Below are 24,636 nucleotides of genomic sequence, written 5' to 3'. Positions count from 1 at the left end.
GCGCGGTGACGGCGTACCGCCGATGGTGTCGGATCGGGGCTAACCCGAGTTGGCGCGGCGGGCCGTGCTGAACCGGCGCTGGTAGGCGGCGGGGCTGATCGACAGCTTTCTGGCGAAAACCCGTCGCATGCTCTCGTAACTCGGGAAGCCGGCGAGGGCCGCCGCCCGCGTCGCGGTGTGTCCCTGGTCGAGCAGTGCCCTGGCCATGTCGAACCGGATGCTCTCCACGTAGCGGGCCGGTGTGGTGGACAACTCGTCGTGGAAGAGCCGGGTGAGCTGCCGGGTGCTCACGTTGAGGTGTTTCGCGAGTTCGCTGAGCGAGTGTTCCCCGCGAGGGTTCGCCGTCACCAGGTCGGTGATTTTGCGCAGTGCCGGCGAGCGGGGCGGTGGGCCCTGCAACGGCGCCGAGAACTGCGACTGCCCGCCCGCACGTTGCATGTAGACCACCAGGGCGCGGGCGACGTCGCGGGCCAGGCCGGGCCCGTGGTCCTCTTCGACGAGCGCGAGGGCCAGGTCGATCCCGGCCGTCACCCCCGCCGACGTGTACGTGGTGCCGTCGCGGACGTAGATCGCGTCCGGCTCGACGCGGCACGTCGGACATCGGGTGGCGAGTTCGTCCGTGACCTGCCAGTGCGTGGTCGCGCGCTTGCCGTCGAGGAGACCGGCCGCGGCCAGGACGAAAGCCCCGGTGCAGACCGACGCCACCCGGCCGGCCACCGCCGCCGGTATCCGCGCGGCGTCCGCCAGGTCACCGGGCACCCGGACCCGCGGATAGCGGTCGGACCCGGCCACCAGTAACGTGCCGAGGGCCGGCTCCGGGGTGACGGCGCCGTCGACCGCGATCCGGACCCCGAGGTTCGACGTGACGTCCGCACCGGTCGGCGACAGCAGCACGATCCGGTAGTCGGCACCGAACCGGTTCGCCTCCTTGAAGACCTCGGCGGGACCAGCGACGTCCAGCAACGTCACTCCGTCGTAGACGAGAACCGCGACGAGGTGCGGCCCGGAGTTCACCATTGCGGAATCTCCGGAGCCGGGACCGGGCGACACCCGATCGGACCCCGGTGCCACCGACGGCCGTCGGATCGGCGACGCAGGAGGCACTGGCACGGTTCATTGGTAACACACCGTCAACGGCGACGGCGGAGATCCCGTGGCGAGGGGTAACCGACGCGGAGCCCTCGCGAATCAGCCTCCAAAATGCGCGTACCGCAATCGGTGTCCGGTTTCGACGCGACGCGGCGAACCCGACAGCCGGCATGGCACACCACCAGGTGTGACGGACGTCGCGAAATGGCACCGCAGGCGCTCGACCGCGACCGCAGGGGTTGAGGGTGGTCCCCGGACGGAGTGGACCGCCGGGATCTCAGCTGTCCGGATACAAGGGCTTTCTGGCTGGACGGAGGCGGCGCCGCAGCCCGCTCGTTGGGCAGCATGAAAGTCGACCGAACAATGCACAGCCCACACAGTTCCGAAAGGCCAGGATCATGCCAGAGGTAATCGCGGGACTGGAGATTCCCGAGACGGCGGCGGTCGCCGAGGCGACCAGGCGCATCCAGGAGACGACCAGCCCGCTCATCTACCACCACTCCCGGCGGGTCTTCCTCTTCAGCCTGATCCACGCCGACCGGCTCGGCGTGATGCCGGACCCGGAACTGCTCTATCTGGCGGCCATTTTCCACGACAGCGGCCTGCTGACCCCATTTTCCGACGTCGAGCAGCGCTTCGAGGTCGACGGCGCCGACCATGCGCGCAAATTCCTCCTGGAACGGGGATTCCCGGCGGCCGCCGCCGAGACCGTCTGGACGGCGATCGCGCTGCACACCACTCCGGGCATCCCCGAACGGATGTCCCCGGAGATCGCCACCACGCAATTCGGCGTCCTGACCGACGTTCTCGGGTTCGGGCTGGACGGAATAGCACGCGATCAGCTGGACGAAATCCTCGCCGTACACCCGCGAGGGGATTTCAAGCACGAGTTCCTGCGCACGTACGCCGACGGGCTCAGGTATCGTCCCGAAACCACGAACGGCACCGTGAACTCCGACGTACTCGAGCACTTCGTCCCCGGCTTCCAGCGCACGACAATGGTCGAGCGCGTCCTCGGCTCGGCCTGGCCGAGCTGACCCGGGCAGTACCCGAAACGCGAGCCTGGGGCAGGCGGAGCCGCCACCGTGCCACGAGCGGACCCTCCTGCGAGTCCGGCAGAACCGGCCCGTACCGAAGAATGTTCTTGAAAGGATTCGAGGATGCGAGCGATCACCGTACGAGACCGTGACGCGGGTGTCAGCGGCCTCACCCTGACCGACATGCCCTACCCGCACGCCGCGGAGAACGACGTCATCGTGCGGGTACACGCCGCCGGCTTCACGCCCGGCGAACTCGACTGGCCGGCGACCTGGACCGATCGGGCCGGCCGCGACCGGACGCCGAGCATCCCCGGGCACGAACTCTCCGGAACGGTGGTCGAACTCGGCTACGGGACCACCGGCCTCAGCGTGGGCCAGCGGGTTTTCGGGCTGACCGACTGGGCCCGGAACGGATCGCTGGCCGAGTACGTCGCGGTGGAGGCGCGCAACCTCGCCCCGCTCGCGGCCGACATCGACCACACCGTCGCCGCCGCGCTGCCCATCTCCGGACTGACCGCCTGGCAGGGACTCTTCGAGCACGGACAGCTCAGGACGGGACAGACCGTCCTCATCCACGGCGCTGCGGGTGGCGTCGGCTCGATCGCCGTGCAACTCGCCCGGGAGGTGGGCGCGCACGTCGTCGGTACCGGTCGAGCCGACGATCGTGAGGTCGCGCTCGGCCTCGGCGCGCAGACCTTCCTCGACCTGGACGCCGACGACCTTCGGCAGGCCGGCGAGGTGGACGTGGTGTTCGACGTCATCGGCGGCGAGATTCTCCAGCGATCGACCGCACTGGTCCGCCCGGGCGGCGTCGTCGTCAGTGTCGCCATGCCGCCGACCGTGCAGCCCAGGGACGGGCGAGCGATCTTCTTCGTCGTCGAACCCGATCGCGCCCAACTGGTCGATCTCGCCCAGCGCCTCCGGGCCGGACGGCTCAACCCCATCGTCGGTGCCGTGCGGCCGCTCTCCGAGACGGCGTCCGCCTTCGCCCGCCACCGCCGTACGCCGGGCAAGACGATCATCCGGGTCGCGGAGGAACAGGAAGCGCAGCACTGAGCACCGGTACGGCCGTCGTGGTCGACCTGAGCATCGCCGGGGAGCCGTACGGGTAGGACCGGAACGCCACGCAGTGCGGGCTGTGCCGCGGACGATCGGGGGCAAGTACGATCCATGCCACCGTCGCGGGACGAGCCATCCGGGAGTGCCGATGATCAGCGATGCGACCCTCGTCCGGATCGGCGAAGCGGTGGCGTTGCATCACCATCAGGGCCAGCGCGAGGCGGCCCGCGACCTGTTCGCGCAGATCTGGGACGAGATCGGTGGGGAACAAGGCGATCCACTGCACGTCTGCGTCCTCGCCCACTCGATGGCCGATGTCCAGGACGACGTCCGGCAGGAGTTGGTCTGGGACCAGCGCGCGCTGGCAGCGGCCGACCTGCTCACCGAGGACCGGGTGACGGCGGCGGGGGTGCCGCTGCCGGTGGCCGGCCTGTATCCGTCGTTGCACCTCAACCTCGGTGAGTGCTACCGCAGGCTCGGCGATCTCGACCGGGCCCGCGAGCACCTTGAGCATGCGCGGGCGGGGATCGGCGCGCTCGGCGACGACGAGTACGGGCGGCTGATCAAGGACGGAATGGAGCGGCTGGCCCAGCAGCTCTCCGCCGCGTAGCCGCGCACTGCCGACGGGCGGTCCGTCCCGGAGCGGCCGGACCGCTGCTCGCCACCATCGACCCCGCTGGACCACCGACCGCAGCCGGGCGGGTGAACCCGTCCGGCTGCGAGATGGTGATCCGGCGTATGCGATTCCGGACGGGGCTCCGGCGCGGGCCGGCACGTCCCGGCGCCGGCCGGTCGTCTCCGTGGTCGGTGTCAACACACCGGCGGGTCCGCCGCGTTGCTTCCGGTGACGCGAACGATTGAGGAGGCCCCGTGTGACGTTCGAGGAGTTCGTGACGACGAGAGGTGCCAGCCTGGTCCGGCTTGCCCGGCTGCTCTCCGGTGATCGGCATCGGGCCGAGGACCTGGTCCAGGATGTCCTGGCCCGGGCGTACGTCCGCTGGCGGCGGATTTCCGCGACCGGCCGCCCGGAGGCGTACGTACGACAGATGCTGGTCAACGCGAACCGGTCGTGGTGGCGGCTGGGCAGGAACCGGGAGCTGCCGTACGCCGCCCCGACCCGTGCGGAGGTGGTCGGTGGTGAGGATTCCATGGTGGTCGAGCGGGATCACCTGTGGCAGATGGTCTTGACCCTGCCCTATCGGCAACGGGCCGTACTGGTACTGCGGTACTACGAGGATCTTGACGACAGCGCGATCGCGGAGATTCTCGACTGCTCCCTTCCCACGGTCCGTACCCACGCGATGCGGGCACTCGCCAAGCTCCGTGACCTGAGGGCGCGGGAGTTGGCCAACGAGTTCGGAGGGACACGATGAGCATGGATGACGAACTGCGTCGGAGCATGACCGTCCAGGCCGACGGTCTGGTGGATGTCGGGTCCCTCCTGAGCCGGTCGACGAGCCGGGGCCGTGTGCTGCGTCGGTATCGCCGTCTGGCGGTGGCATCCGCCGTGCTGGCCGTACTCGGCGTCGGGGTCGGTGGCTCGGTGCTGGCCTGGCCGACATCGGGTCAGCCCGGTGAGATCGTCGGCGGGACCGGGGTGGACGGGCAGGGGCTGGCAGGGGTGCCGATGCCACCCTCCGTAGCGGGCAGACCGACGGTTCTGGAGGACCCGGGCGTGCTCGGCAGCGATCCGACGCTCCTGCACCTCTCGGTCGAGGTCGAGCCCGCCGTGCTGGCCGCCCTCCAGCCGGAGTCATCGGTCGGCGGCCCTGCCCCGGCCACCGGCTGGGCCAGTACGGCCGGCTCGGAGTACCTCAGCCTCGGCAGCCCGATCGCGGTGGACTTCTGGGCCGGTCCCTGGGCGCTCGAACAGAAGCGTGGCTTCACCCGGCAGGGTGGGGTCACCGTCAACGGCAAGCCGGCCGAGGTCTACGTCGCCGCGAGGCAGCGGTTGATCGTCTGGGAACCTGTGCCCGGCGTCTCGGTCGCGGCCCGGGGCATCAACGGGACCACCGAGGAGGTGCTCGCCGCCGTGGCCGCCGGGCTCCGGTTCGACCGGGTCAGTTCCTGCGCGGTGCGGTTCGCGTCCCCTGCCCCGCCACCTGCGGCGGCGTTGTCGCGCTGCGACACGAACGTGACCGACGAGGGCGTGGCCAGTGGCGGTCGGCTGGTCTACCGCCGGGCCGACGGCTCCACACTGGACACCCGGGACCGTGGCGGGGAGCCGTCCCGGGAAACCCCGAACGCCGAGGTGGCGGGTCATCCCGCGAACTGGCGAACCGGGGATGTCCAGGGCGTGTCGGGTGACATCCTCACCGTCGACCTTCCCGGCGGTCGCAATGTCCTGGTGCTCATCACCGGAAGTTTCACCCGGGAGGAGGTCGAGGCTTTCGTGGCCGGGCTGACCTGGTCCTAGTCCGCCGACACTCCGCCGACACTCCGGGGACCGGCCGTTGGCTGGTCCCCGGAGCACCATGGGAGAAAGCCGGAGCACCATGGAGGAAGCATGTCGAGAGAGGGGTGGGAACGTTGACGGTCACCGTCCTGGAAGTACCGCAATGGCAGGGATCGGGTTCACCTGGCGCGTACCGGTTGCGGCACGGCGCGTCCGTGCTGGCCGGGTTCTTTCCCGCCGGGCAACGGATCCGGGTCGACGCGGACGGCCGACCGGCCGGGCTCCGGGACCGCGTCGCCGCCCTCGACACGCTCTCGGCGAACCTGGACGCGGTACGCGCCGCCCACGCCGACGCCCTGGCGCACGGGCGAGGGGTCGTGACCGTCGGTGGGGACTGCGCTGTCGACCTCGCCCCGATCGAGGCGGCCGTGGCCGCGTACGGCGACGGGCTCGCCGTGGTCTGGTTCGACGCACACGGCGACCTGAACAGCCCGGCCTCCTCACCGTCCGGCGCGTTCCACGGCATGATTCTGCGGACCCTGCTCGGCGACGGCCCGCACGAGCTAGCCCCGACCAGGGCGTTGCGGCCGAGCCAGGTCGTGCTGGCCGGCGTACGCGCGCTCGATCCCGGCGAACGGGAGTTCGTGGCCGAGCACCGGATCCGACACGTCGCGGCGGCACGGCTGGCCGACCCGGCCGTCCTGATCGACGAGGTCGCCGCCACCGGTGCCGAGGCCGTCTACCTGCACATCGACCTCGACGTGCTGGACCCGGAGGTGTTCGACGCCGTCGGCACGCCCGAGCCGGGTGGGCTGACCTTCCAACAGCTCGACAGCGCCGTGCGCGGCCTCGCCGCGCGGTTCACCGTCGCCGGAGTGTGCCTCGCCGAGTACGAACCACACGACGATGGCAACGCGGACCGCGACGGCAGCGCCGACCGCGACGGTAACGACGACCACGACGGCAACGCTGACCACGACGGCAGCGCCGACCGCGACGGTAACGACGATCGCGACGGCAACGACGACCGCGACGGCCTTGCCGGCCTGATCGCGACACTGGCCGCCGTGCTGGACGGCGACGCTGCCGAGCGGCTGGAGGGTGCGGCTTGACCAGGGTGCCCACCCTGTGGCCATGAAGCCGAACCTGGCGAGAATTCCGGGCGACCGCGACGCGGTTGCCCAGGCCGTCCTGGCCCGGGCACCCCGCCCCGTCGACCCGGGGTTCCTCGCCTCCCTCGATCCCTCCACCGCGCTGGCCCTCGGCCGATACGGTGTCCGCCTCGCGACGATCGCGTTGCGGGAGCGGTCGGTGGCGCTGCTCCGACGGTCCCTGCTGGCGACGGGACTCGGCCGTTGCCTGCGGGACGACGACGACCGGGACGTCATGGTCGGCCTGGCCCTGCCGTGGGTCGTGGCCCAGCAGCTCGGGGCCTCCCCGGCCACGGAGTTCGCGGCGGTCGCGGACGACCTGCCCGACGGCCACGTCGCCGGACTGTTGCGCAGGTTCGGCGCCCGGCAGGACATCACCCTGGCCGCCTTCGGGTGGGAGGTGGTGACGACGGCCGACGGACCGGACTTCTCCCCGCTGTACTGATCGTCGTCGGTGACGCCGTCTACGCCCGTCAGGTCGGTGCGGACCGGAGACTCTCCGCGACCGGGCGCCGGGCGGCCGTCATCGCGGGGATGGCGGTGAGCGCGGCGACGGCGAGCAGGACCCCGAGTGCGGCGCCGAGCAGCCAGGAAGCGGGCGGGTACTGGACCTCGCCGAGGCTGACGGACACCACAAGCCCGAGGCCGGCCGGGATCCCCACGGCGACGCCGGGTACGGCGGGCAGCAGTTGTGCCACCGCCAAGCCCACACCCGCCTGCGCGGGCGTCGCACCGAGCGTCCGGGCGACGGCCAGCGGCTGTCGGGCGTCGAGGACCGCGGTCCAGGTACTCACCACGGCGTTGATGAGCGCGAGTACGCAGAGTACGACGGTGAGCAGGAGGGTGGCCCGTTCGCCCCGTTCCCAGCGGGGATTGACCAGCTCCGTGTAGCCGAGGTCGAAGCGCACCACCCGGGCGTTGACCGTGAGCATGGCGACGAGTGCGGTCGTGGTGATCAGGGTGTTCACGGTGACCAGCCGGGCCCGGCGCGGCCGGCGCGCGTTGATGCGTACCCCGATCAGCAGGGCGGTGGGCAGCCGCCGCGACAGCCAGATGCGCCACCGTCGGCGCTGCGGCGGCGTGGCGGCGTCGGCCAGGGCGTGCACGGTGTCGGTGGCGGCGGCGCGCAGCACCGGTACCAGAGTGGCCGCCACCGCGATCACGACGGCGAGGGCCGTGACGGCGATCATCGTGCGCAGCGCGGGTGGCTGGGCGTGGACGGAGCCGATGAGCCCGGCGCTGGGCCGGATCAGCACCGGCGCCGCGAACCAGCCCGCGGCCAGGCCGGTGGCGGCGGCGGCGAGCCCGATCACGAGGTACTCGGCGAGGTGCACGGCGGCGATCATGGCCGGTCCGGCGCCGACGGCCTTGAGTAGTCCCACCCGGCGGCGCTGCCCGATGATCCGGCCCGCGACGATACCGGCGACGCCGGCCAGCGCAAGGCCGCTGAGCAGCCAACTGCCGACGAGCAGCGCCCGCTGCGCGTCGCTGTACAGCCGACCGTTGAGGTGGCCGATCGCCTGCCAGGTGGTGAGCTGGTCGCCGACGGTGTACCCCGTGCTGGCGGCCGGGTCGGCGAGCCTGAGGTTGAGGGTGTACGACAGCGGCCGGTTGCCGGCGAGCGTGGCCAGGTCGCCGCGGTCGACCCAGACCAGGCCGCCGCGCTCGACCAGGACGCTGCCCGGGTAGTGCCACCCGGCGTACGGATAGGTCGGTCTCGCGGCGGTGACCGCCGTGCCGGTCACCCGCAGCGGGTGGCCGTCGACGCTGACCGTGTCGCCGGTGCGGATGCCGAGGGCGTCGGCGAAGGCCCGCTCGACGACGACACCGCCGGGGCGTACCCAGGTGCCGTCGGTCACGGCGGGCCGGTCGACCGACACGGGTGCGGTGTCCCGGCCCTCGACGACGGCGTGCGCGGACGTGCCGCCGGCCGTCATCGTCAGGTACGCGATCGGGAACGGGCCACTGTGGTCGGTGACGCCGGCCGCGCTGGTCATCGGTGCCAGCTCGTCCAACGCGGCCTGGCCGGTGGTCCGGGGTGTGACGATCACGTCGGGGCCGGCGGTGGCGGTCCGGGTCTGCTCGTACGGCCGGTCGGCGATCTCGGTGAGGGTGAGGCCGAGGGTCAGCGTGGCGGTGGCGGCGGTGATGGCGACCAGGAGCAGGAGGGTCTCGGTCCGGCGCCGCCGCAGGTCCCGGACCAGCAGCCGGCAGACGAGCAGCAGGCGGCCGACCACCTCAGCGCCACCCGCCGTAGACCGTGCCGCTGCCGCTGCCGCTGCCGCTGCCGCTGCTGGCGCCGGTGCTGGCGCTGGTGCTGGTGCTGACGGTGGCGGTGGCGGTGGCGGTGGCGAACAGGCTGTCGTCGGCGAACGCCCCGTCGCGCATCGATATCACCCGGTCGGCGATCGCGGCGATCCGGGCGTCGTGGGTGACCACCACCAGCGTCTGTCCCGTGCTGCGAAGCTCCTCGAAGAGCCGCAGCACCTCCAGGGTGGCGGCGCTGTCCAGGTTGCCGGTGGGTTCGTCGGCGAGTACGACCAGCGGTTCGTTGCTCAGGGCGCGGGCGATGGCGACCCGCTGGCGCTGGCCGCCGGAGAGCGCCGAGGGCAGGTGCCCGGCGCGGTCGGCGAGCCCGATCCGGTCGAGCAGGTGCAACGCCCGCCTGCGCGCCCGGCGGGGCGGCTGCCCGGCCAGCAGCGCGGCCAGCTCGACGTTCTCCACCGCGGTCAGCTCGTCCATCAGGTGGAACGATTGGAAGACGAACCCGAGGCTGTCCCGGCGCAGCCGGGCCAGGGCCCGTTCGCTCATCGTGTCGATCCGGCGGTCCGCCAGCCACACCTCTCCGTCGGTGGGGCGTTGCAGCCCGCCGAGCAGGTGCAGCAGGGTCGACTTGCCACAGCCGCTCGGCCCCATCACCGCCAGCGTCTGCCCGGCGGGCACCTCCAGGTCGACGTCGTCGACCGCGCGCACCAGGGCGTTGTTCCAGCCGTACCGTTTGGTCAGCCCGCGTGCCCGCAACGCCGTCGATCCGGTCATGCCTCCGCCTTCCGCCCAGTCCGGTCACGCTCGGCCCACATCCGCTCGCATGCCTCCAGCCACTCCAGGTCGGCCCGCAGCCGCAGCACGACGCCCTCCAGCAGTACTCCGGCGACCGGATCCACCGACCGGTCCAGCGCCGCGCGCTGGGTGTCGCGCAGCCGGCGTAACAGCTCCCGCCGCTGCGCGTCGATCAACGCCACGGGGTCGGCCAGCCGGCCCGCCGAGGCGGCCACCAGCTTCAGGTGGAACTCCGTGAGGTCCGGCTTCGGCCAGCTCACCTCGGCCAGCCAGCCGGCGACCCGCTGCTGTCCGGCCGGGGTCAGCGCGTAGACCCGGCGGTCGGGCCGGTCCGGCAGACCCTCGGTCCGCTCCGAGGTCACCAGTCCGGCCTTGGCCAGGCGGGCCAGGACCACGTAGATCTGTCCGGCGTTCATCGCGTCGCCGACCGGGCCGAGCGCGTCACGGAGTCGGCCGCGCAGGTCGTACCCGTACGCCGGCTCCTTCGCCAGCATGGCCAGCACCACGTCCTGCACCCAGGCACACCCCTTCGACCGACAGACCGCTATTAGATAACCGGTAGCTATAGGACTGTCAAGTCCGCCGGGTCGGGACGAGACCGGGCGGGCGGCGTCCCCTGCATCGCCGTGTTCGTGCTGACGTGTCGGCCGTTGCGATCGTCCGGACTACCGCAGCCAGCGGAGTGCGGCGTCGGCGGTGTCCTCGGGGCTTCTGTTGAAGGCGATGGCCGCGCCTGGAGCGTGCTGCCGCACCAGGTTGACCACCCTCTCGAAGAGTTCGAGAAACGGCTCGTGCTTGCGGATGCCGCCACCGACCACCACGCAGGCGTACTCCCTGCGGGTCAGTGCCTCGACGATCGTTCCTTCGACGTCGTCGTCGGGTACCACCAGGCAGTAGTCCGCTTCGATCCCGTACTCGCCGAACCGGGCCGCACCGCGCTCCATCGCCGCCACGACCGGCTCCGGATCCCAGCCCGGGATCCTGGCGGGGTCGAGGCCGATCACGAGTACTCGTTCCGATGCCATCGGTCCTCCTCCTTGGCACAGCCTGCTCCTTGGCGGAGCCTGTCGGCGGCCACAGCCTGTCGGCGGCGCGGCGGTCCGCCCGGACACCGGTCCATCAAACACGGCCACGTCGCCGGAAGGCGTCACCCCGGCCGGGCTGGTGCTGCCTGCCGGCTTCGTGGCCCGTTGACAGGTCGCCGGAGTTCGCCCGACACTTGAGACAACGGCATTGATAGATGTCGATATTATTGTGGAGTGCCCGTGGTGGACGTTCGCGCGATGCCGGTGCGCGGCGTCGAACGGTCGGACGCAGCACCGGACCACCCCCAGGAACCGGACTATCCCCAGGAACCGGACTATCCCCAGGAGGTGCGGGCATGCGGAAGACACCCGGCGCCGGCTCGACGAGCGGCCGGCGGGGCCGGATCAGGATGCTGGTCGGCGCCGCCTGCGGCACGGTACTGCTGGCCGCCGCGACGATGACGGTCACCGACGCCCACGCCCACGCCCACACGACCCTGAGCCGCCCGGTCATCACCATCAACCAGACCGGCACCCACGACGGTTACTTCTACGCCTTCTGGCAGGACACCGGCGACGCCGCCCTGACCCTGGGCCCGCATGGTCACTACAGCGCCCTCTGGAGCGGCGTGGACAACTGGTTCGGCGGCAAGGGCTGGGCGACCGGCGGTCGTCGGACCTTCGACTACTGCGGCACGTTCCACCCGGGTGGCGATTCCTACCTGGCGCTCCTCGGCTTCACCAGAGAGCCGTACATCGAGTACTACATCCTGGAGAACTGGGGCAGCTACCGGCCGACCGGTACCCGGATGGGCGCCGTCGTCAGCGCCGACGGCACGTACGACATCTATCGGGTACAGCGGATCGGTACTCCGGGCAGCATGCCGTACCACCAGTACTTCAGCGTCCGGCAGCAGAAGCGCAGCGGCGGGACGATCAACACCGGTGAGCACTTCGACGCCTGGGCCCGGGTCGGCATGGACCTCGGCAGCACCATGGGCTACATGATCATGGCTACCGAGGGCTACCAGAGCAGCGGGTGGTCCGACATCACGGTGGAGGGCGCCGCCACCCGGCCGCCCCGGTGCACCACCGGCCCGCCGTCGACCCCGTGAGCAGGTGCGGGCACGACCCGACGTTGCCGGACGCCCGCCGCGCCCCCGTCCGCCCGCCGCTCTGGCCGCTGAACCGCCAATCGGTCTGGCCGGCTGAACCGCCAATCGGTCTGGCCGGCTGAACCGTCAATCGGTCTGGCCGGCTGAACCGTCAATCGGTCTGGCCGGCTGAACCGTCAATCGGTTCGCCCCGAGGGCGTCAGAACCAGGTCCAGGGGCGGACGAGTCGCCACAGCCGCCCACGCCAGCGTGCCCGCCGAGGGTGCAGGAACAACTCGATGTCCTCCAGCGCGTCGGTCGCGGTCCCTCGGACGTGCGGCCTTCGGCGCGCCTGGCGCAACGCGACGACGACACGATCCTCGTCGAGTCGACGGTGAACCCTCGCGAGATGCCCGAGGCAGGTGGCGGCGAGCGCCTGGACCTGGTGATCGTCATGGTCGAGCAGGGCCAGGTAGAGCTGCTGCGACTGCCTCCAGTCGCCGTCGCCGTACAACGCGCATCCCACCATGGCGTCCAGGGCGCCCGCGAGGTCTCCGCGATCGAGAGCGGTCCGGACGTCGGCCGGCCGTGCCGGTGGAGGATTGTGGAACGTGCGGTGCTGGTGCGTCATGCCATCCCCGTAGTCTCGGCGAGGGCGGTCAGCTGACCATCACGGCGGATATCGACGAGGTCGGGATCGGCCCCGCACACCGGGAGTCGTTCGAGTTCGCGCGGTTGTCGCCCATGACGAAAACGCTGCCCGTCGCCACCTCGACCGGGGCGAACCGGCGCGGTCCGCAGTCCTGCGGATTCGACGGCATGTCGAGTGGTGCGTCGTCGGCCACGTACGGCTCGTCCAGCGGCCTGTCGTCGATCGTCACCTTCCGGGCGGGGTCGCAGCAGGCGATGGTTTCGCCGCCGACCGCCACGACCCGCTTGAGCAGCGGTGCCGTGCCGTCGCCCCATCGACCGCCGTCGCGTTGGAACAGGACGACGTCGCCGTGCCGTGGCTGGTAACCATCCCCGACCTTCCGGACGGTGATGACCTGCCCGGACCTGACCGCCGGCTCCATGCTGACGCCGCCCTGGGTGAACTGCTCGGTCTCGCCGCTCGCGGTGGCAGTCCCGCAACCGGCGAGCCCGGTCAGCGCAGCACTTCCGGCCAGCACGGCGACGACGAGCAGCGACAGCGGTCTCCTCATCCGGCAGATCTTGCCAGAACGTTCAACGAGACGGGGGCGGCCGGCGTCCCACCACTGTGGAGGGCCTCCGGCACCGGTGCCGGAGGCCCTCCACCCGATCTCGCCGGCTACTGGGTCAGCTCGGCCACCTGCTCGGCGGTGAGCCGGCCCCGGGACTCGTCCGGCTCCGGCGCCGCGAGGGTGCCCCGGGCGGAGCGGGCGTCCGCCGCCACGGCCGGCGGATCCGCCGGCCGGCGCCAGTGCCAGTCGGTGACCTCCTGGTACGCGGCCACGACCGAGAGCAGCCGCTCCTCCCCGTACGGGAGGCCGCCGAGGATGGTGCCGATCGGCACCCCGGCCGAGGTGAAGCCGATCGGGAAGCCGATCTCCGGCAGGCCGAGGATGTCGAACGGCACCGGACCGGTCTGCACCACCACGTCGCAGGCGTCGAAGAGCTGGTCCAGTACCCGCTCCAGGAAGACCAGCTTGGCCCGCTGTCCGGTGAGGAACTCGTTGCCGCCGAGCAGCGCCCCCTGCAACCAGCTCGTCACCGAGACCCCGAAGCCGCGCAGGTCGGTCCGGAGGTAGGGCATGAACGGCTCGCTGCGTTCCGGCAGCCGGATGTTGTTGAAGGTGTTGCCGCCGAGCCGGTCCCACTCCTCCGGCAGGGTCACGTCGACCAGGGTCACCCCGGAGATCTTCGCCAGCTCGGCCAGGAACGCCTGCCTGGCCAGCGCGGTCGTCGAGGTGCCGGTTGCGTAGTTGGGGAGTACCCCGATCCGGGTCTTCCAGCGCAGCTTGACCCGCCTGCCGGCGTACACCGGGGTGGCGGCCTCGATCAGTCGGGGCACCGGCGGCAGGCCCTGGCTGCGCGGGTCGGCCGGGTCCTCACCGGCCATCGCGGTCAGCATGATCGCGGCGTCTCGGGCATCCCTGGCCAGCGGACCGGGATGGTCCCGGGTGTAGCTGAGCGGGATGATCCCGTTCAGCGAGACCCGGCCCATGGTCGGTTTGAGCCCGGTCAGGTTCTGCGCGTTGGCCGGCGCGGTGATCGAACCGCCGGTCTGGGTCCCGGTGCCGGCGGTGGCGAGCCGGCCGGCGACCGCCGTCGCGGTACCGGTCGACGAGCCGCCCGGGTCGGTGCCCGGGTTGGTCGGCGTCCAGGCGTTGACCGTGGTGACGATCCCGGCCGGGGTGGTGGCCCGGGTGGTGGCCAGCGGACCCATCTGGGTCTTGCCGAGCACGATCGCGCCGCTCGCCTTGAGCCGGGCCACCGCCGTCGCGTCGAACGGCGGCACGAAGTCCTGGAAGAGGTACGAGTTGGCGGTGGTCGGCACCCCGGCGGTGTAGTAGTTGTCCTTGATCGCCAACGGGATGCCGTGCAGGGCTCCGGAGTGCCGCTGTCGGCCGGCGGCCCGGGCGGCGGCCAGTGCCGCGTCCGCGAGTACCAGATTGAATGCCTGGTACGTCCGGTCGTACGCCCCGATCGGCGCCAGGTACGCCTCGACCAGTTCTTCCGGGCGCAGCCGGCGGGCCCGGATCAGCCAGGCCGCCTCGGCGATGGTCAGCTCGGTCGGGTCGGCCAGCGCCTCCGGGCGGGGTCGCCGGTACGCCTCCGGCCGGTCCAGCGCCGGGTCCGGCCGACCGGAGCCGCCGCCGTGCCCGGCCGGGCCGGTGGCACCGGGCGAGAAGGTGGCACCGGTTGAGCCGCTGGCACCGGGGGAGAAGGCGCCGGCCACCTGGGGCAGCGCGACGGCGCCGCCGACCGCCCCGGCGGCGGCCAGCGCGGCGGCCCGGGCCAGGAAGGCGCGCCGGTCGACGGCCCGGTCCTGCGGTTCGAAGCTCACTGTCATCACCGCCGCCATTCCGTGCTGATCGAGGGGTAGAGCATCGGGGCCGCCTGCTGGGAGAGCGCCTTGGCCAGTGCCGGGTCGGTACCGGCCGGGGCCGGCAACTGGTAGGCGGCCAGTTCGGCCACGGTGCCCCGGACGAAGGAGCGGAGCGAGGCGAGTACGGAGTCCCGGCCGGGCGATCCGGTCTCGGGGTCGGCGGTGGTGCCGGGTGGCAGCTGGTCGAGGTCGATGCCCAGGCTGGCCAGTCGGGCCCGGATCAGGGTGTTGAGTTCGGCGTCGGTGGGCGGGGTCGGTGCCATGGCGCTCCTCGCGACGATCGGTGCGACTCGGACGGTGATGCGTCGACCGGGCGGTCCGGGACCGATCGTCGGCGTTCCGACCGACGGTCCTGGTCGGGGTTCCGACCGGCTTCCCCGGTCGGCGGTCCCGACCAGCGGTGTCCGGGTCGGCGGTTCCGACCAGCGGTGTCCGGTCGGCGGGTTCCGACCAGGGGTGTCCGGGTCGGCGGGTTCCGACCGGATGTCCCGGTCGGCGGTTCCGACCGGGAGCCGGGTGGCCGGGCCACCGGCGGTTCCGGATCTTGATCAACTACATCGAGCACGACTGTCCGGCCGGACGGTATCGGGGTGATAACAGCAAGATCACGTCGCGGTGAACTGGCGGCCGGCGGCGTAGACTTTCTGCTCGGGCGCCGCTGGCCGCCCGCGCACGGACCCGGACCTTCGCCGGCCGGGAGCACGGCGCTGGCGCGGCGGGAGTAGGCTCGGCGCCGCGCGGTCGCTGACGCCCGCCAACGACGTCCCGGTGTGACGACCCGCCGGTCACCCACCAGCCGCGTGACGTTGGTCAAGACTTCGGCATCCCGAGGGTCCGGCGGGCCGATCCGAGAGAGAGACTAGCCTGATGGCCGTAACGCGCCGAGCGAAGATCGTCTGCACCCTTGGTCCCGCGACCTCCTCACCGGAGCGCATCCGCGGGCTCGTCGAGGCGGGCATGGACGTAGCCCGGCTCAACTTCAGCCACGGCAGCCATGCCGACCACGAGCAGGTCTACCACCTGGTCCGCGAGGCCGCCCGGACCACCGGTCGGGCCGTCGCGGTCCTCGCCGACCTCCAGGGCCCCAAGATCCGGCTCGGCCGGTTCGCCGACGGCCCGCACGAGTGGCGGACCGGCGACTCCGTGGTGATCACCGGGGACGTCGTCCTGGGCACCCGGGACCGGGTCTCCTGCACCTACGAGAAGCTGCCGGCCGAGGTGCGGCCGGGTGACCGGCTGCTGATCGACGACGGCCGGGTCGCCGTCGAGGTCAGCGACGTGCAGGGCAACGACATCCGGGTACTGGTCACCGAGGGTGGCGCCGTCTCCAACAACAAGGGCGTCTCGCTGCCCAACGTCGCGGTCAGCGTGCCGGCGATGTCGGACAAGGACAGCGAGGACCTGCGCTTCGCGCTCGGGCTCGGGGTCGACATGGTGGCGATGTCCTTCGTCCGCTCGCCCGACGACATCAAGCTGGCGCACAACATCATGCACGAGGTCGGGGTGCACCGGCCGGTGATGGCGAAGGTGGAGAAGCCCGAGGCGGTGACCCACCTGGAGGCGATCGTCAACGCCTTCGACGGCATCATGGTGGCCCGTGGCGACCTCGGTGTCGAGCTGCCGCTCGACCAGGTGCCGCTGGTGCAGAAGCGGGCCGTGCAGCTCTGCCGGGAGAACGCCAAGCCGGTCATCGTGGCCACCCAGATGCTCGACTCCATGATCGAGAATTCCCGGCCGACCCGCGCCGAGGCGTCCGACGTCGCCAACGCGGTGCTGGACGGCGCGGACGCGGTGATGCTCTCCGGCGAGACCAGCGTCGGAAAATACCCGGTACTCACGGTCAGCACGATGGCCAAGATCGTCACCACCACCGAGTCCGGGTCGATCGGCGTGCCCCGGCTCCAGCACGACCCGCGTACCCACGGCGGGGCCCTCACCGTCGCCGCCTCGCAGATCGCCAAGGCGATCGGCGCCAAGGCGCTGGTCGCGTTCTCGCAGACCGGTGACACCGTACGGCGGCTCTCCCGGCTGCACTGCGACCTGCCGCTGCTCGCCTTCACCCCGGTACCCGAGGTCCGCGACCTGCTCGCCCTCTCCTGGGGCGTGCAGACCTTCCTGATGCCGTTCGTGCAGCACACCGACGACATGTTCCGGCAGGTCGACCAGGCGCTGATCGGGCTCAGCCACGCCAACCCCGGCGACTACGTGGTGATCGTCGCCGGTACCCCGTCCGGCACCCCCGGCTCCACCAACACGCTGCGGGTGCACCAGCTCGGTTCGCTGGTCGACCCGGCGGCGGTGGCTCGGACCGGGCAGTGAGCCCGGACAGTCCCGGCGAGGTGGTCGTCGGGCAGGCGGCGGTCGACCAGCTCCTGGACGTGCTCGACCTCCGCCAGCTCGACGAGATGACCTTCCGGGGGATGAGTCCCCCGGTCGGCCCGCAGCGGGTCTACGGCGGCCAGGTCGCCGGCCAGGCCCTGGTCGCGGCCGGCCGGACGGTCGAGCCCACCCGGTTCGTGCACTCCCTGCACGGCTACTTCGTCCGGCCCGGCGACCCGGCCGAGCCGATCGAATACCAGGTGGAGAAGATCCGGGACGGCCGCTCCTTCTCGGTACGCCGTTCCGTCGCGCTCCAGCACGGCAAGACGATCTTCTTCATGTCCGCCTCCTTCCACCGCGAGGAGGAGGGGCTCGACCACCACGCCCCGGTCCCGGTCGACGTGCCGCCGCCGGAGGAGCTGCCGACCATGTCCGACCGGCTGGCCCGCTATCCGGAACGGCTGGGCATCTGGGCGATGATCCCGCGCCCGATCGACGTCCGGTACGTCGGCGAGCCCGGCTGGGTACGCCCCGGTGACCGGCCCGCCGACCCGCACCAGCGGGTCTGGATGCGGATCGACGGCAAGCTCCCCGACGACCCGCTGCTGCATGCCTGCGCGCTCACCTTCGCCTCCGACCTGACCCTGCTCGACTCGGTCCTCTCGGTGCACGGCGAGGTGTGGGGGCCGGGCGGCCTGGTCGGGGCCAGTCTGGACCACGCGCTCTGGTTCCACCGCCGGTTCCGGGCCGACGAGTGGTTCCTCTACGACTGCTGGAGCCCCTCCGCCTCGGGTGGGCGGGGGCTCGCCACCGGCCGGATGTTCACCGTCGACGGCCGGCAGATCGCCAGTGCGGTGCAGGAAGGCCTGCTCCGCCGGGTCGGCGCCTGACCGGGCCGGATAACCTTTCCGGCATGCGTCTCTCCGCCCGGGTCGACTACGCGCTGCGCGCGGTTGCCGAAATCGCCGCACGCGCGGAGGCGGGCGGGGCGGATCCGCGGCCGGCCGGCGGGGGCCGGCTCCGCTCCGCCGGCCCGGCCGGTGACGGCGCCGCGACCGGGGCGCACCGGCGGCCGGTGCCGCTGACCGCCGAGCAGATCGCCCGGGCCCAGGACATCCCGCCGAAGTTCCTGGAGAGCATCCTGTTGCAGATGCGCCGGGGCGGCATCGTGCACGCCCAGCGCGGCCCCGAGGGCGGCTACTGGCTGGCCCGCCCGGCGACGGAGATCTCGCTGGCCGAGATCATCCGGGTGATCGACGGCCCGCTGGCCAACATCCGGGGGCAGCGCCCGGAGGACCTGGGCTACTCCGGCGCGGCGCGGGCCCTCCAGGAGGTCTGGATCGCGCTGCGGGCCAGCGAGCGGGAGATCCTGGAGCTGGTCACCATCGCCGACGTGGCGAACGGCAAGCTGCCGGACCGGGTCCGGGACCTCGCCGCCGACCCGGCCGCCTGGACCTGAGCCGCCTGCACCCGAGCCGCCCGGGCCTGAGCCGCCAGGGCCTGACTCGCCTGGGCCCGACTCGCCTGGGCCCGACTCGCCTGGACCTGAGTCGCCTGGACCTGAGCCGCCCGGGCTTGAGCAGCCGGCACCCGACTCGCCTCTGGGCCTGAGTCGTCTGGCCGTGAACCGGCATGCCCCTGCCGTGGGAAACACACGGGTCGGGCATGCGAACGACACGGTCGGGACATGACGCGACGGGGGTGGGAACTGTCGCCCGCCGACGACAACCTGGTCAGCATGGATGACGTCGTGATCGAAGTGAACGGGCTGCGCCGCAGCTACCGGGAGTTCGAGGCGGTGCGCGGCATCTCCCTGCGGATCCGCCGGGGCGAGCTGTTCGCGCTGCTGGGCACCAACGGTGCCGGGAAGACCACCACCATCGAGGTGCTGGAGGGGCTGCAACCGGCCACCGCCGGCCGGGTCCGGGTGCTCGGGCTGGATCCGGTCCAGGACCGGTACGCGCTGCGCCCCCGGACGGGGGTGATGCTCCAGCACGGCGGATTCACCGGGGCGCTCACCGTCCGAGAGACGGTGGAGATCTGGCGGTCCCTCACCGTCCGGCCGCAGACCACCGCGGAGGTGCTGGACCTGGTGGACCTCGGCGGCCGGAGGAACGTCGCGGTCGAGCAGCTCTCCGGCGGCGAGGGCCGACGGCTGGAGCTGGCGCTGGCCGTGCTCGGCCGCCCGGAGGTGCTCTTCCTCGACGAGCCCACCGCCGGCATGGACCCGGCCTCCCGCCGCCGTACCTGGGACGTCGTCCGGGAACTCCAGAGGGGCGGTACCACCATCCTGCTCACCACCCACTACCTGGAGGAGGCGGAGGTCCTCGCCGACCGGGTGGCGATCATGCGGCGTGGCAGCATCGTCGCCACCGGGGCACCGGAGGACGTCGTGCGAACCCTGCCCGCCCGGATCAGCTTCCGGCCGCCGGCCACGGACGCGCTGCCCGACCTGCCGCACGCCGCCCGCCTGGTCGAGGGCGACCGGGTCAGCTACGAGTCCCGCCAGCTCCAGACCGACCTCACCCGGCTGCTCGAATGGGCCAGCGCGGGCAACATCCGGCTGACCTCCCTGTCGGCCCGACCCGCCACCCTGGAGGATGTCTTCCTGGACATCGCCGCCGACCACGACCCGACCGACCGGTACGCGGAATCGGAGGCCGCCCGATGAGCGGGACGATGACGACGCCGAGCCCCATCCCCGACGCCACCTCGGGCGACCGCGCGAGCAGGCCGTTCTGGCAGATGGCCGCGATGCTCAAGATGGAGCTGCTGGCGCTACGCCGTAGCTGGACCTCCACCGCGATGTCCGTGGTGACCCCGCTGATGATCGCCCTGCTGCTGGTCAGCGAGTACGGCGGCCAGCCGGTGCCCGGGGTGCGCCGGGTCGTCAGCGTCACCACCCTGGTCATGGTCTTCCTGGTGCACCACCATCTGACCACCGTCTACGCCGCACGCCGCCAGGAACTGGTGCTCAAGCGGCTGCGCGCCGGGCTCGCCTCGGACCGCACGATCCTCTTCGGCACGGCCAGCAGTACCGTGGCGATCTTCCTCGCCCAGTTCGTCGTGCTTGCCGCCTACGCGGTCCTGGTCCTGGACCTGCCGATGCCCAGGAACCCCGTTGTCATGGTGGTGGCGCTGCTCTTCGGCTGTTCGATCATGGCGGCGTTCTCGGCCGCGCTCTCCGCGATCACCCGCAGCTCCGAGGCGGCCATGCTCACCACCCTGCCGACCGTGGTGATCTTCCTGGCCACGCCGGGTGCGCTGCTGCCGCTCGGCGCGTTGCCGGAGGCGCTGGAGCGGATGCTCTGGTTCCTGCCCAACGGCCCGTTCACCGAGGTCATGCGCGTCGGCTGGCTCGGCCGCACCGACGAGGGCCAGACCCTGAGCTTCGCCGGCACCTTCGTCGAGACGCTGCCCTCCTTCGGGGTACTGCTGGTCTGGCTGCTGGTGTCGCTGCTCATCGCGGGCCGGTACTTCCGGTGGGAGCCCCGGCACGGATGATCGGGACGGCGATCGCGTCACCCGGCCTCGGGGACGTGAACCTGGACCGGGCGCGGGTCGGGCGGAAGCCCGGCCCGCGCGCCGCGCCCACGGAGCTGACGCGCGTGCCGCCTGCCTGCGAGGTGGTGATTCTCCCGCAGCCCGTAGCGGTCCTGACGCCCCGACACCGACCGCCAGCCGCCGCCGGGCGGCCCGGTGCGGGATATTGGATTTGAGTCTCCAGCGACTGGAAGGTTGATGCTCTTCCCGTGAACGACCGTACCGAGCTGTTCACGATCGGGCAGCTCGCCCGACGTACCGGCCTGCCGGTCCGGACCATCCGCTTCTGGTCGGACATCGACGTCATCCCGCCGACCGGCCGGTCCGCGGGTGGTTATCGCCTCTACGACACCGAGGCGGTGGCCCGGCTGGAACTGGTCCGGACGCTGCGGGAACTCGGGCTCGACCTCGGCACGGTGCAGCGGGTCCTGGCCCGGCAGAGCACGGTGGCCGACGTGGCCCGGGCGCACGTGCGCGCCCTGGACGCGGAGATCCGCACGCTCCAGGTGCGTCGGGCCGTGCTGCGGTCGATCGCGCGACGGAACAGTACGACCGAGGAGATGAGCGTGATGAACAGGCTGGCCCGACTTTCCGCGCAGGAGCGGCAGCGGATGATCGACGAATTCGTGGACCGTACCTTCGCCGGCATCGACCCGCAGGAGCCCGGGGCGAGGATCGCCGAGGCGATGCGGCAGATGCCCGCCGAGCTGCCCGACGACCCCACCCCGGAGCAGGTGGACGCCTGGCTCGAACTCGCCGAACTCGTCAGCGACCCGGAGTTCGCGCAGCGGACCCGGCAGATGGCGGTGGCCGGCGGGCAGCCGGGCGGCGCCCCGACCGGGCCGCCGCCGTACGACCCGACGGTGGTGATCGAGCAGGCCGGTCAGGCGCTGGCGGAGGGGATCGCCCCGGACTCGGCGCAGGGCCGGGCGGTCCTGGACCGGATCGTGGACCCGGAACTTCCGGCGCGGGAGCGGGTCCGGGTCGCCGACGAGGTGGCGACCTTCACCGACCGCCGGGTCGAGCGGTACTGGGAGCTGCTGGGCGTGCTCAACGACCGGCCGCCGTTCCCGCCCCGGGTGCCGATGTTCGAGTGGTTCATCGCCGCGCTGCGCGCCTCCGCCTGACCTGGAGCAGCGCCCGCCGGGCGGTGGTCGGTCCGCTCACCGACCGCCGCCCGGCCCAGCTCAGTTCCGCCGATCCGGCAGCGCCGCCGCGGTCTCGCCCATCAGCCGCCAGGTCTGCGCCACGTGCTCCTGCCGGGTGTACGGCGAACCGGGCACCAGCCGCAGCGTGTAACGCCCCGCCACCCGGGTGTGCGTCAGGTACGCCCGGCCGGTCGCGTTCACCCGGGCCAGCAGTTCGGCGTTGGCCTCGTCGTCGGCGGCAGCGTCACCGGTCGACCGCAGCCGGAAGCAGACCAGCGCGAACGGGCCCGGCGCGACCAGTTCGAACCGCCGGTCGGCCCGGACCTGCTCGGCGAACCAGCCGGCCAGCCCGATCGTCTCCCGGATGTGCGCCCGCAGCCCCTCGGCGCCGTACCAGCGCAGCACGAACCAGAGTTTCAGGGCCCGGAACCGCCGCCCGAGCGGCACCTGCCAGTCGCGGTAGTCGAGCACCTCGCCGGAGTCGGTCGCCGCGTTGCGCAGGTACTCCGGCAGCACGGTCAGCGCCTCGACCAGCTCCGCCCGGTCCGCAACCCAGAACGCGTCGCAGTCGAAGCCGGTGAGCAGCCACTTGTGCGGGTCGAAGCAGTACGAGTCGGCGTGCTGCAGCCCGGCGTGGGTGTGGCGCAGTTCCGGGCAGACCGCCGCGGCACCGGCGTACGCGGCGTCGACGTGCAGCCAGAGGCCGTACTCCCGGCACAGCTCGCCGATCGCCGGGATCGGGTCGACCGCGTTGGTGGAGGTGGTGCCGATCGTCGCCACCACCGCCGCCGGGACCAGCCCGGCGGCCCGGTCCGCCTCGATCGCCGTACGCAGCGCCGCCGGGTCCATCGCCAGGGTCTGCGGATCGACCGCGACCGTACGCAGCCCCGCGTCGCCGAGTCCGGCGATCCGGACCGCCTTCTCGATCGCCGAATGTCCCTGGGTGGAGGTGTATACCCGGTACGCCCGCCGCACCCCGTGCCCCCGCCACCGCCCGCCGCCGGCCCGGTGCAGCGCGGCGAGTACGGCGATCAGGATGGCCGAGGAGGCCGAGTCCTGGATCACCCCGCCGCCGGAGCCGGTGGACCGGAACCGGGCCGGCAGGTCGAGCAGTTCCGCCAGCCAGTCCAGCACCACCGTCTCGACCTCGGTGCAGGCCGGACCGGTCGACCAGAGCATGCCCTGCACCCCGAGGCCGGCGCCGACCAGGTCGCCGAGCACGCTCGGCCCCGAGGTGTTCGCCGGGAAGTAGCCGAAGAACCGGGGATGCTGCCAGTGGGTGAGACCGGGCGTGATCACCGTGTCCAGGTCGGCGAGGAGCCGGTCGAACGGCTCACCCCGCTCGGGCGGGCCGGTCGGCAGCCGGGCGGCGACCGTGCCGGGCGGGTCGGCGGAGGTGACCGGCCGCCGGTCCAGGGTGGACCAGTAGTCGGCGATCCAGTCGACGACCTGGTGCCCGTGCCGGCGGAACTCGTCCGGGGTCATGTGGTTGGCCATGCCCCCGAGTCGACCAGCCCGACCGTTGCCGATCAAGAAGCCGTACGCCGGGGAAGCCGGCCCGCGCTCAGCCGGCCGGCGAGCCGGTGCGTACCCGCCCGGCCTGGACCGGCGGCGGCGCGGCCGCCGTGCTGGCCCGGACGGTGAGCCGGGGTGGCAGCAGGGTGCCCTCCGGGACCGGCTCCTCCTCCAGCTTGCGCATCAGCAGCGACACCGCCTGCCGGCCGACCTCCTCGGCCGGGATCAGCACCGAGGTGAGCGCCGGGCTGGCCCGTTCGGCGACCTCGTCCGGGCAGATCGCCACCACCGAGATGTCCTCCGGCACCCGCCGGCCGAGCGACGGCAGCGCGGCGAGCACCTGGCCGACCGCCGCCTCGTTGTGCACCACCAGCGCCGACAGCTCCGGCTGGCGCTCCAGCAGCCCGGCCAGCTCCTGCGCGACCGCGTCGAAGTTCTCCTCGCAGGGCTGGGCGACCGCCGCGATCCCGTGCCGCTGTGCCGTCTCGGCGAAACCGGCCCGGGTGCGGTGGGCGAAACCGGTGTCCCGGTCGTAGACCACCGCCGGGGCGCCGAGCAGCGCGATCGAGCGGTGCCCGAGCCCGGCCAGATGCTCGACGCAGGCCTGGCCGGCCCGGTAGAAGTCCAGGTCGACGCAGGTGAGCCCGGAGGAGTCGGCCGGAAAGCCGATCAGCACGCTGGGTCGTTCCAGGTCGCGCAGCAGCGGCACCCGGGGGTCGTGCATCTCCACGTCCATCAGCACGATGCCGTCGACCATCGCGCTGGCGGCGATCCGGCGCAGCCCGGCCGGTCCCTCGTCGGCGGTCATCAGCAGCACGTCGTGGTCGAACTGCCGGGCCGTGGTCACCACGGCGGTGGCGAACTGCATGAGTACCGGCAGGTGCATGCCGGAGCGCAGCGGCAGCACCAGGGCGATCACGTTGGCCCGCCTGCTGGCCAGCGCCCGGGCCCCGGCGTTCGGGTGGTAGCCGAGGCCGCGCACGCTGGCGAGTACCCGCTCCCGGGTCGACGCCGAGATGGCGCGCTTGCCGCTGAGCACGTAGGAGACGGTGCTGACCGCGACCCCGGCGTGCCGGGCCACGTCGGCGATGGTCACCATGTCGGCCCGCTTGGCGGGGCCCTCGGCGG

General features: G+C 72.3%; 25 protein-coding genes. 14 read left to right on the top strand and 11 right to left on the bottom strand.

Annotated elements, in window-relative coordinates:
- Nucleotides 1–39 precede the first annotated feature (39 nt).
- A complete protein-coding gene (locus C6W10_RS25680) occupies nucleotides 40–1,017 on the bottom strand; it encodes a GlxA family transcriptional regulator (RefSeq protein WP_107261195.1) in 978 nt (325 codons plus the stop codon).
- A gap of 470 nt (nucleotides 1,018–1,487) precedes the next feature.
- On the opposite strand from C6W10_RS25680, the gene C6W10_RS25675 reads away from it, so the two are divergent.
- From C6W10_RS25675 to C6W10_RS25645, 7 genes are all read left to right on the top strand, one after another.
- Nucleotides 1,488–2,126, top strand: a complete 639-nt coding sequence (locus tag C6W10_RS25675; RefSeq protein ID WP_107261193.1) for an HD domain-containing protein — start codon at nucleotides 1,488–1,490, stop codon at nucleotides 2,124–2,126.
- 123 nt (nucleotides 2,127–2,249) lie between these two features.
- A complete protein-coding gene (locus C6W10_RS25670; protein ID WP_107261191.1) occupies nucleotides 2,250–3,185 on the top strand; it encodes an NADP-dependent oxidoreductase in 936 nt (311 codons plus the stop codon).
- Nucleotides 3,186–3,336: 151 nt separating this feature from the next.
- Complete coding sequence (locus C6W10_RS25665; RefSeq protein ID WP_107264286.1) at nucleotides 3,337–3,798, top strand: tetratricopeptide repeat protein; 462 nt, start codon at nucleotides 3,337–3,339, stop codon at nucleotides 3,796–3,798.
- 262 nt (nucleotides 3,799–4,060) lie between these two features.
- The gene (locus C6W10_RS25660; RefSeq protein ID WP_107261189.1) at nucleotides 4,061–4,561 is read left to right on the top strand and encodes a SigE family RNA polymerase sigma factor; all 501 of its coding nucleotides are present in this window, start codon (nucleotides 4,061–4,063) and stop codon (nucleotides 4,559–4,561) included.
- A gap of 122 nt (nucleotides 4,562–4,683) precedes the next feature.
- Nucleotides 4,684–5,604 carry a hypothetical protein gene (locus C6W10_RS25655; RefSeq protein WP_159104742.1) on the top strand — a complete coding sequence of 307 codons (921 nt, stop codon included), beginning with the start codon at nucleotides 4,684–4,686 and terminating at the stop codon, nucleotides 5,602–5,604.
- A gap of 113 nt (nucleotides 5,605–5,717) precedes the next feature.
- Nucleotides 5,718–6,695 carry an arginase family protein gene (locus C6W10_RS25650; RefSeq protein WP_234361427.1) on the top strand — a complete coding sequence of 326 codons (978 nt, stop codon included), beginning with the start codon at nucleotides 5,718–5,720 and terminating at the stop codon, nucleotides 6,693–6,695.
- 22 nt (nucleotides 6,696–6,717) lie between these two features.
- Nucleotides 6,718–7,179: a hypothetical protein gene (locus C6W10_RS25645; protein ID WP_107261183.1), complete on the top strand. Its 462-nt coding sequence runs from the start codon at nucleotides 6,718–6,720 to the stop codon at nucleotides 7,177–7,179.
- A gap of 28 nt (nucleotides 7,180–7,207) precedes the next feature.
- On the opposite strand, the gene C6W10_RS25640 is transcribed toward C6W10_RS25645, so the two are convergent.
- From C6W10_RS25640 to C6W10_RS25625, 4 genes are all read right to left on the bottom strand, one after another.
- The gene (locus tag C6W10_RS25640; RefSeq protein WP_107261182.1) at nucleotides 7,208–8,971 is read right to left on the bottom strand and encodes an FtsX-like permease family protein; all 1,764 of its coding nucleotides are present in this window, start codon (nucleotides 8,969–8,971) and stop codon (nucleotides 7,208–7,210) included.
- Between the two features lies 1 nt (nucleotide 8,972).
- Nucleotides 8,973–9,773: an ABC transporter ATP-binding protein gene (locus tag C6W10_RS25635; RefSeq protein WP_107261181.1), complete on the bottom strand. Its 801-nt coding sequence runs from the start codon at nucleotides 9,771–9,773 to the stop codon at nucleotides 8,973–8,975.
- On the bottom strand, nucleotides 9,770–10,309 hold the full coding sequence (locus tag C6W10_RS25630) for a PadR family transcriptional regulator (RefSeq protein WP_107261179.1): 540 nt from the start codon (nucleotides 10,307–10,309) through the stop codon (nucleotides 9,770–9,772). The genes C6W10_RS25635 and C6W10_RS25630 overlap by 4 nt, the downstream gene beginning before the upstream one ends.
- Nucleotides 10,310–10,459: 150 nt before the next feature.
- A complete protein-coding gene (locus C6W10_RS25625; protein WP_107261177.1) occupies nucleotides 10,460–10,819 on the bottom strand; it encodes a hypothetical protein in 360 nt (119 codons plus the stop codon).
- Nucleotides 10,820–11,175: 356 nt separating this feature from the next.
- On the opposite strand from C6W10_RS25625, the gene C6W10_RS25620 reads away from it, so the two are divergent.
- Nucleotides 11,176–11,934: a glycoside hydrolase family 11 protein gene (locus tag C6W10_RS25620; RefSeq protein WP_199853747.1), complete on the top strand. Its 759-nt coding sequence runs from the start codon at nucleotides 11,176–11,178 to the stop codon at nucleotides 11,932–11,934.
- A gap of 199 nt (nucleotides 11,935–12,133) precedes the next feature.
- Here the strand turns inward: C6W10_RS25620 and C6W10_RS25615 are convergent, their stop codons facing one another.
- The 4 genes from C6W10_RS25615 to C6W10_RS25600 form a co-directional block, all read right to left on the bottom strand.
- Nucleotides 12,134–12,544 carry a hypothetical protein gene (locus C6W10_RS25615; protein ID WP_199853746.1) on the bottom strand — a complete coding sequence of 137 codons (411 nt, stop codon included), beginning with the start codon at nucleotides 12,542–12,544 and terminating at the stop codon, nucleotides 12,134–12,136.
- Between the two features lie 28 nt (nucleotides 12,545–12,572).
- Entirely contained in the window at nucleotides 12,573–13,115 is a 543-nt protein-coding gene (lepB, locus tag C6W10_RS25610; RefSeq protein ID WP_107261175.1) for a signal peptidase I, read from the bottom strand.
- A 107-nt stretch (nucleotides 13,116–13,222) separates the two neighbouring features.
- On the bottom strand, nucleotides 13,223–14,947 hold the full coding sequence (locus C6W10_RS25605) for an amidase (protein WP_199853745.1): 1,725 nt from the start codon (nucleotides 14,945–14,947) through the stop codon (nucleotides 13,223–13,225).
- A complete protein-coding gene (locus C6W10_RS25600; protein WP_107261171.1) occupies nucleotides 14,947–15,246 on the bottom strand; it encodes a hypothetical protein in 300 nt (99 codons plus the stop codon). Before C6W10_RS25600 ends, C6W10_RS25605 begins: the two co-directional genes overlap by 1 nt.
- A 604-nt stretch (nucleotides 15,247–15,850) precedes the next feature.
- Between C6W10_RS25600 and pyk the strand changes: the two genes are divergently transcribed.
- The 6 genes from pyk (at nucleotide 15,851) to C6W10_RS25570 (ending at nucleotide 21,972) form a co-directional block, all read left to right on the top strand.
- A complete protein-coding gene (gene pyk / locus C6W10_RS25595; protein WP_107261170.1) occupies nucleotides 15,851–17,302 on the top strand; it encodes a pyruvate kinase in 1,452 nt (483 codons plus the stop codon).
- Entirely contained in the window at nucleotides 17,299–18,192 is an 894-nt protein-coding gene (locus tag C6W10_RS25590; protein WP_369930591.1) for an acyl-CoA thioesterase, read from the top strand. The genes pyk and C6W10_RS25590 overlap by 4 nt, the downstream gene beginning before the upstream one ends.
- A 23-nt stretch (nucleotides 18,193–18,215) precedes the next feature.
- Nucleotides 18,216–18,761 carry an Rrf2 family transcriptional regulator gene (locus C6W10_RS25585; RefSeq protein WP_107261168.1) on the top strand — a complete coding sequence of 182 codons (546 nt, stop codon included), beginning with the start codon at nucleotides 18,216–18,218 and terminating at the stop codon, nucleotides 18,759–18,761.
- 228 nt (nucleotides 18,762–18,989) lie between these two features.
- Nucleotides 18,990–19,973, top strand: a complete 984-nt coding sequence (locus C6W10_RS25580; RefSeq protein WP_234361426.1) for an ABC transporter ATP-binding protein — start codon at nucleotides 18,990–18,992, stop codon at nucleotides 19,971–19,973.
- Nucleotides 19,970–20,806: an ABC transporter permease gene (locus C6W10_RS25575; protein ID WP_199853744.1), complete on the top strand. Its 837-nt coding sequence runs from the start codon at nucleotides 19,970–19,972 to the stop codon at nucleotides 20,804–20,806. Before C6W10_RS25580 ends, C6W10_RS25575 begins: the two co-directional genes overlap by 4 nt.
- A gap of 248 nt (nucleotides 20,807–21,054) precedes the next feature.
- Nucleotides 21,055–21,972 (top strand): MerR family transcriptional regulator, encoded by a 918-nt coding sequence (locus C6W10_RS25570; protein ID WP_107261164.1) that lies wholly within the window; start codon nucleotides 21,055–21,057, stop codon nucleotides 21,970–21,972.
- 60 nt (nucleotides 21,973–22,032) lie between these two features.
- Here the strand turns inward: C6W10_RS25570 and C6W10_RS25565 are convergent, their stop codons facing one another.
- Nucleotides 22,033–23,490: a pyridoxal-dependent decarboxylase gene (locus C6W10_RS25565; protein WP_234361425.1), complete on the bottom strand. Its 1,458-nt coding sequence runs from the start codon at nucleotides 23,488–23,490 to the stop codon at nucleotides 22,033–22,035.
- 67 nt (nucleotides 23,491–23,557) lie between these two features.
- Complete coding sequence (locus C6W10_RS25560; RefSeq protein ID WP_107261162.1) at nucleotides 23,558–24,607, bottom strand: LacI family DNA-binding transcriptional regulator; 1,050 nt, start codon at nucleotides 24,605–24,607, stop codon at nucleotides 23,558–23,560.
- Nucleotides 24,608–24,636: the final 29 nt, after the last annotated feature.

Source organism: Plantactinospora sp. BB1, from assembly GCF_003030385.1.
In the GTDB taxonomy this organism is placed as follows: Bacteria; Actinomycetota; Actinomycetes; order Mycobacteriales; family Micromonosporaceae; genus Plantactinospora.
The sequence above is the reverse complement of the archived record's forward strand: the minus strand, read 5'-3'. Positions and strand labels throughout refer to the sequence as shown.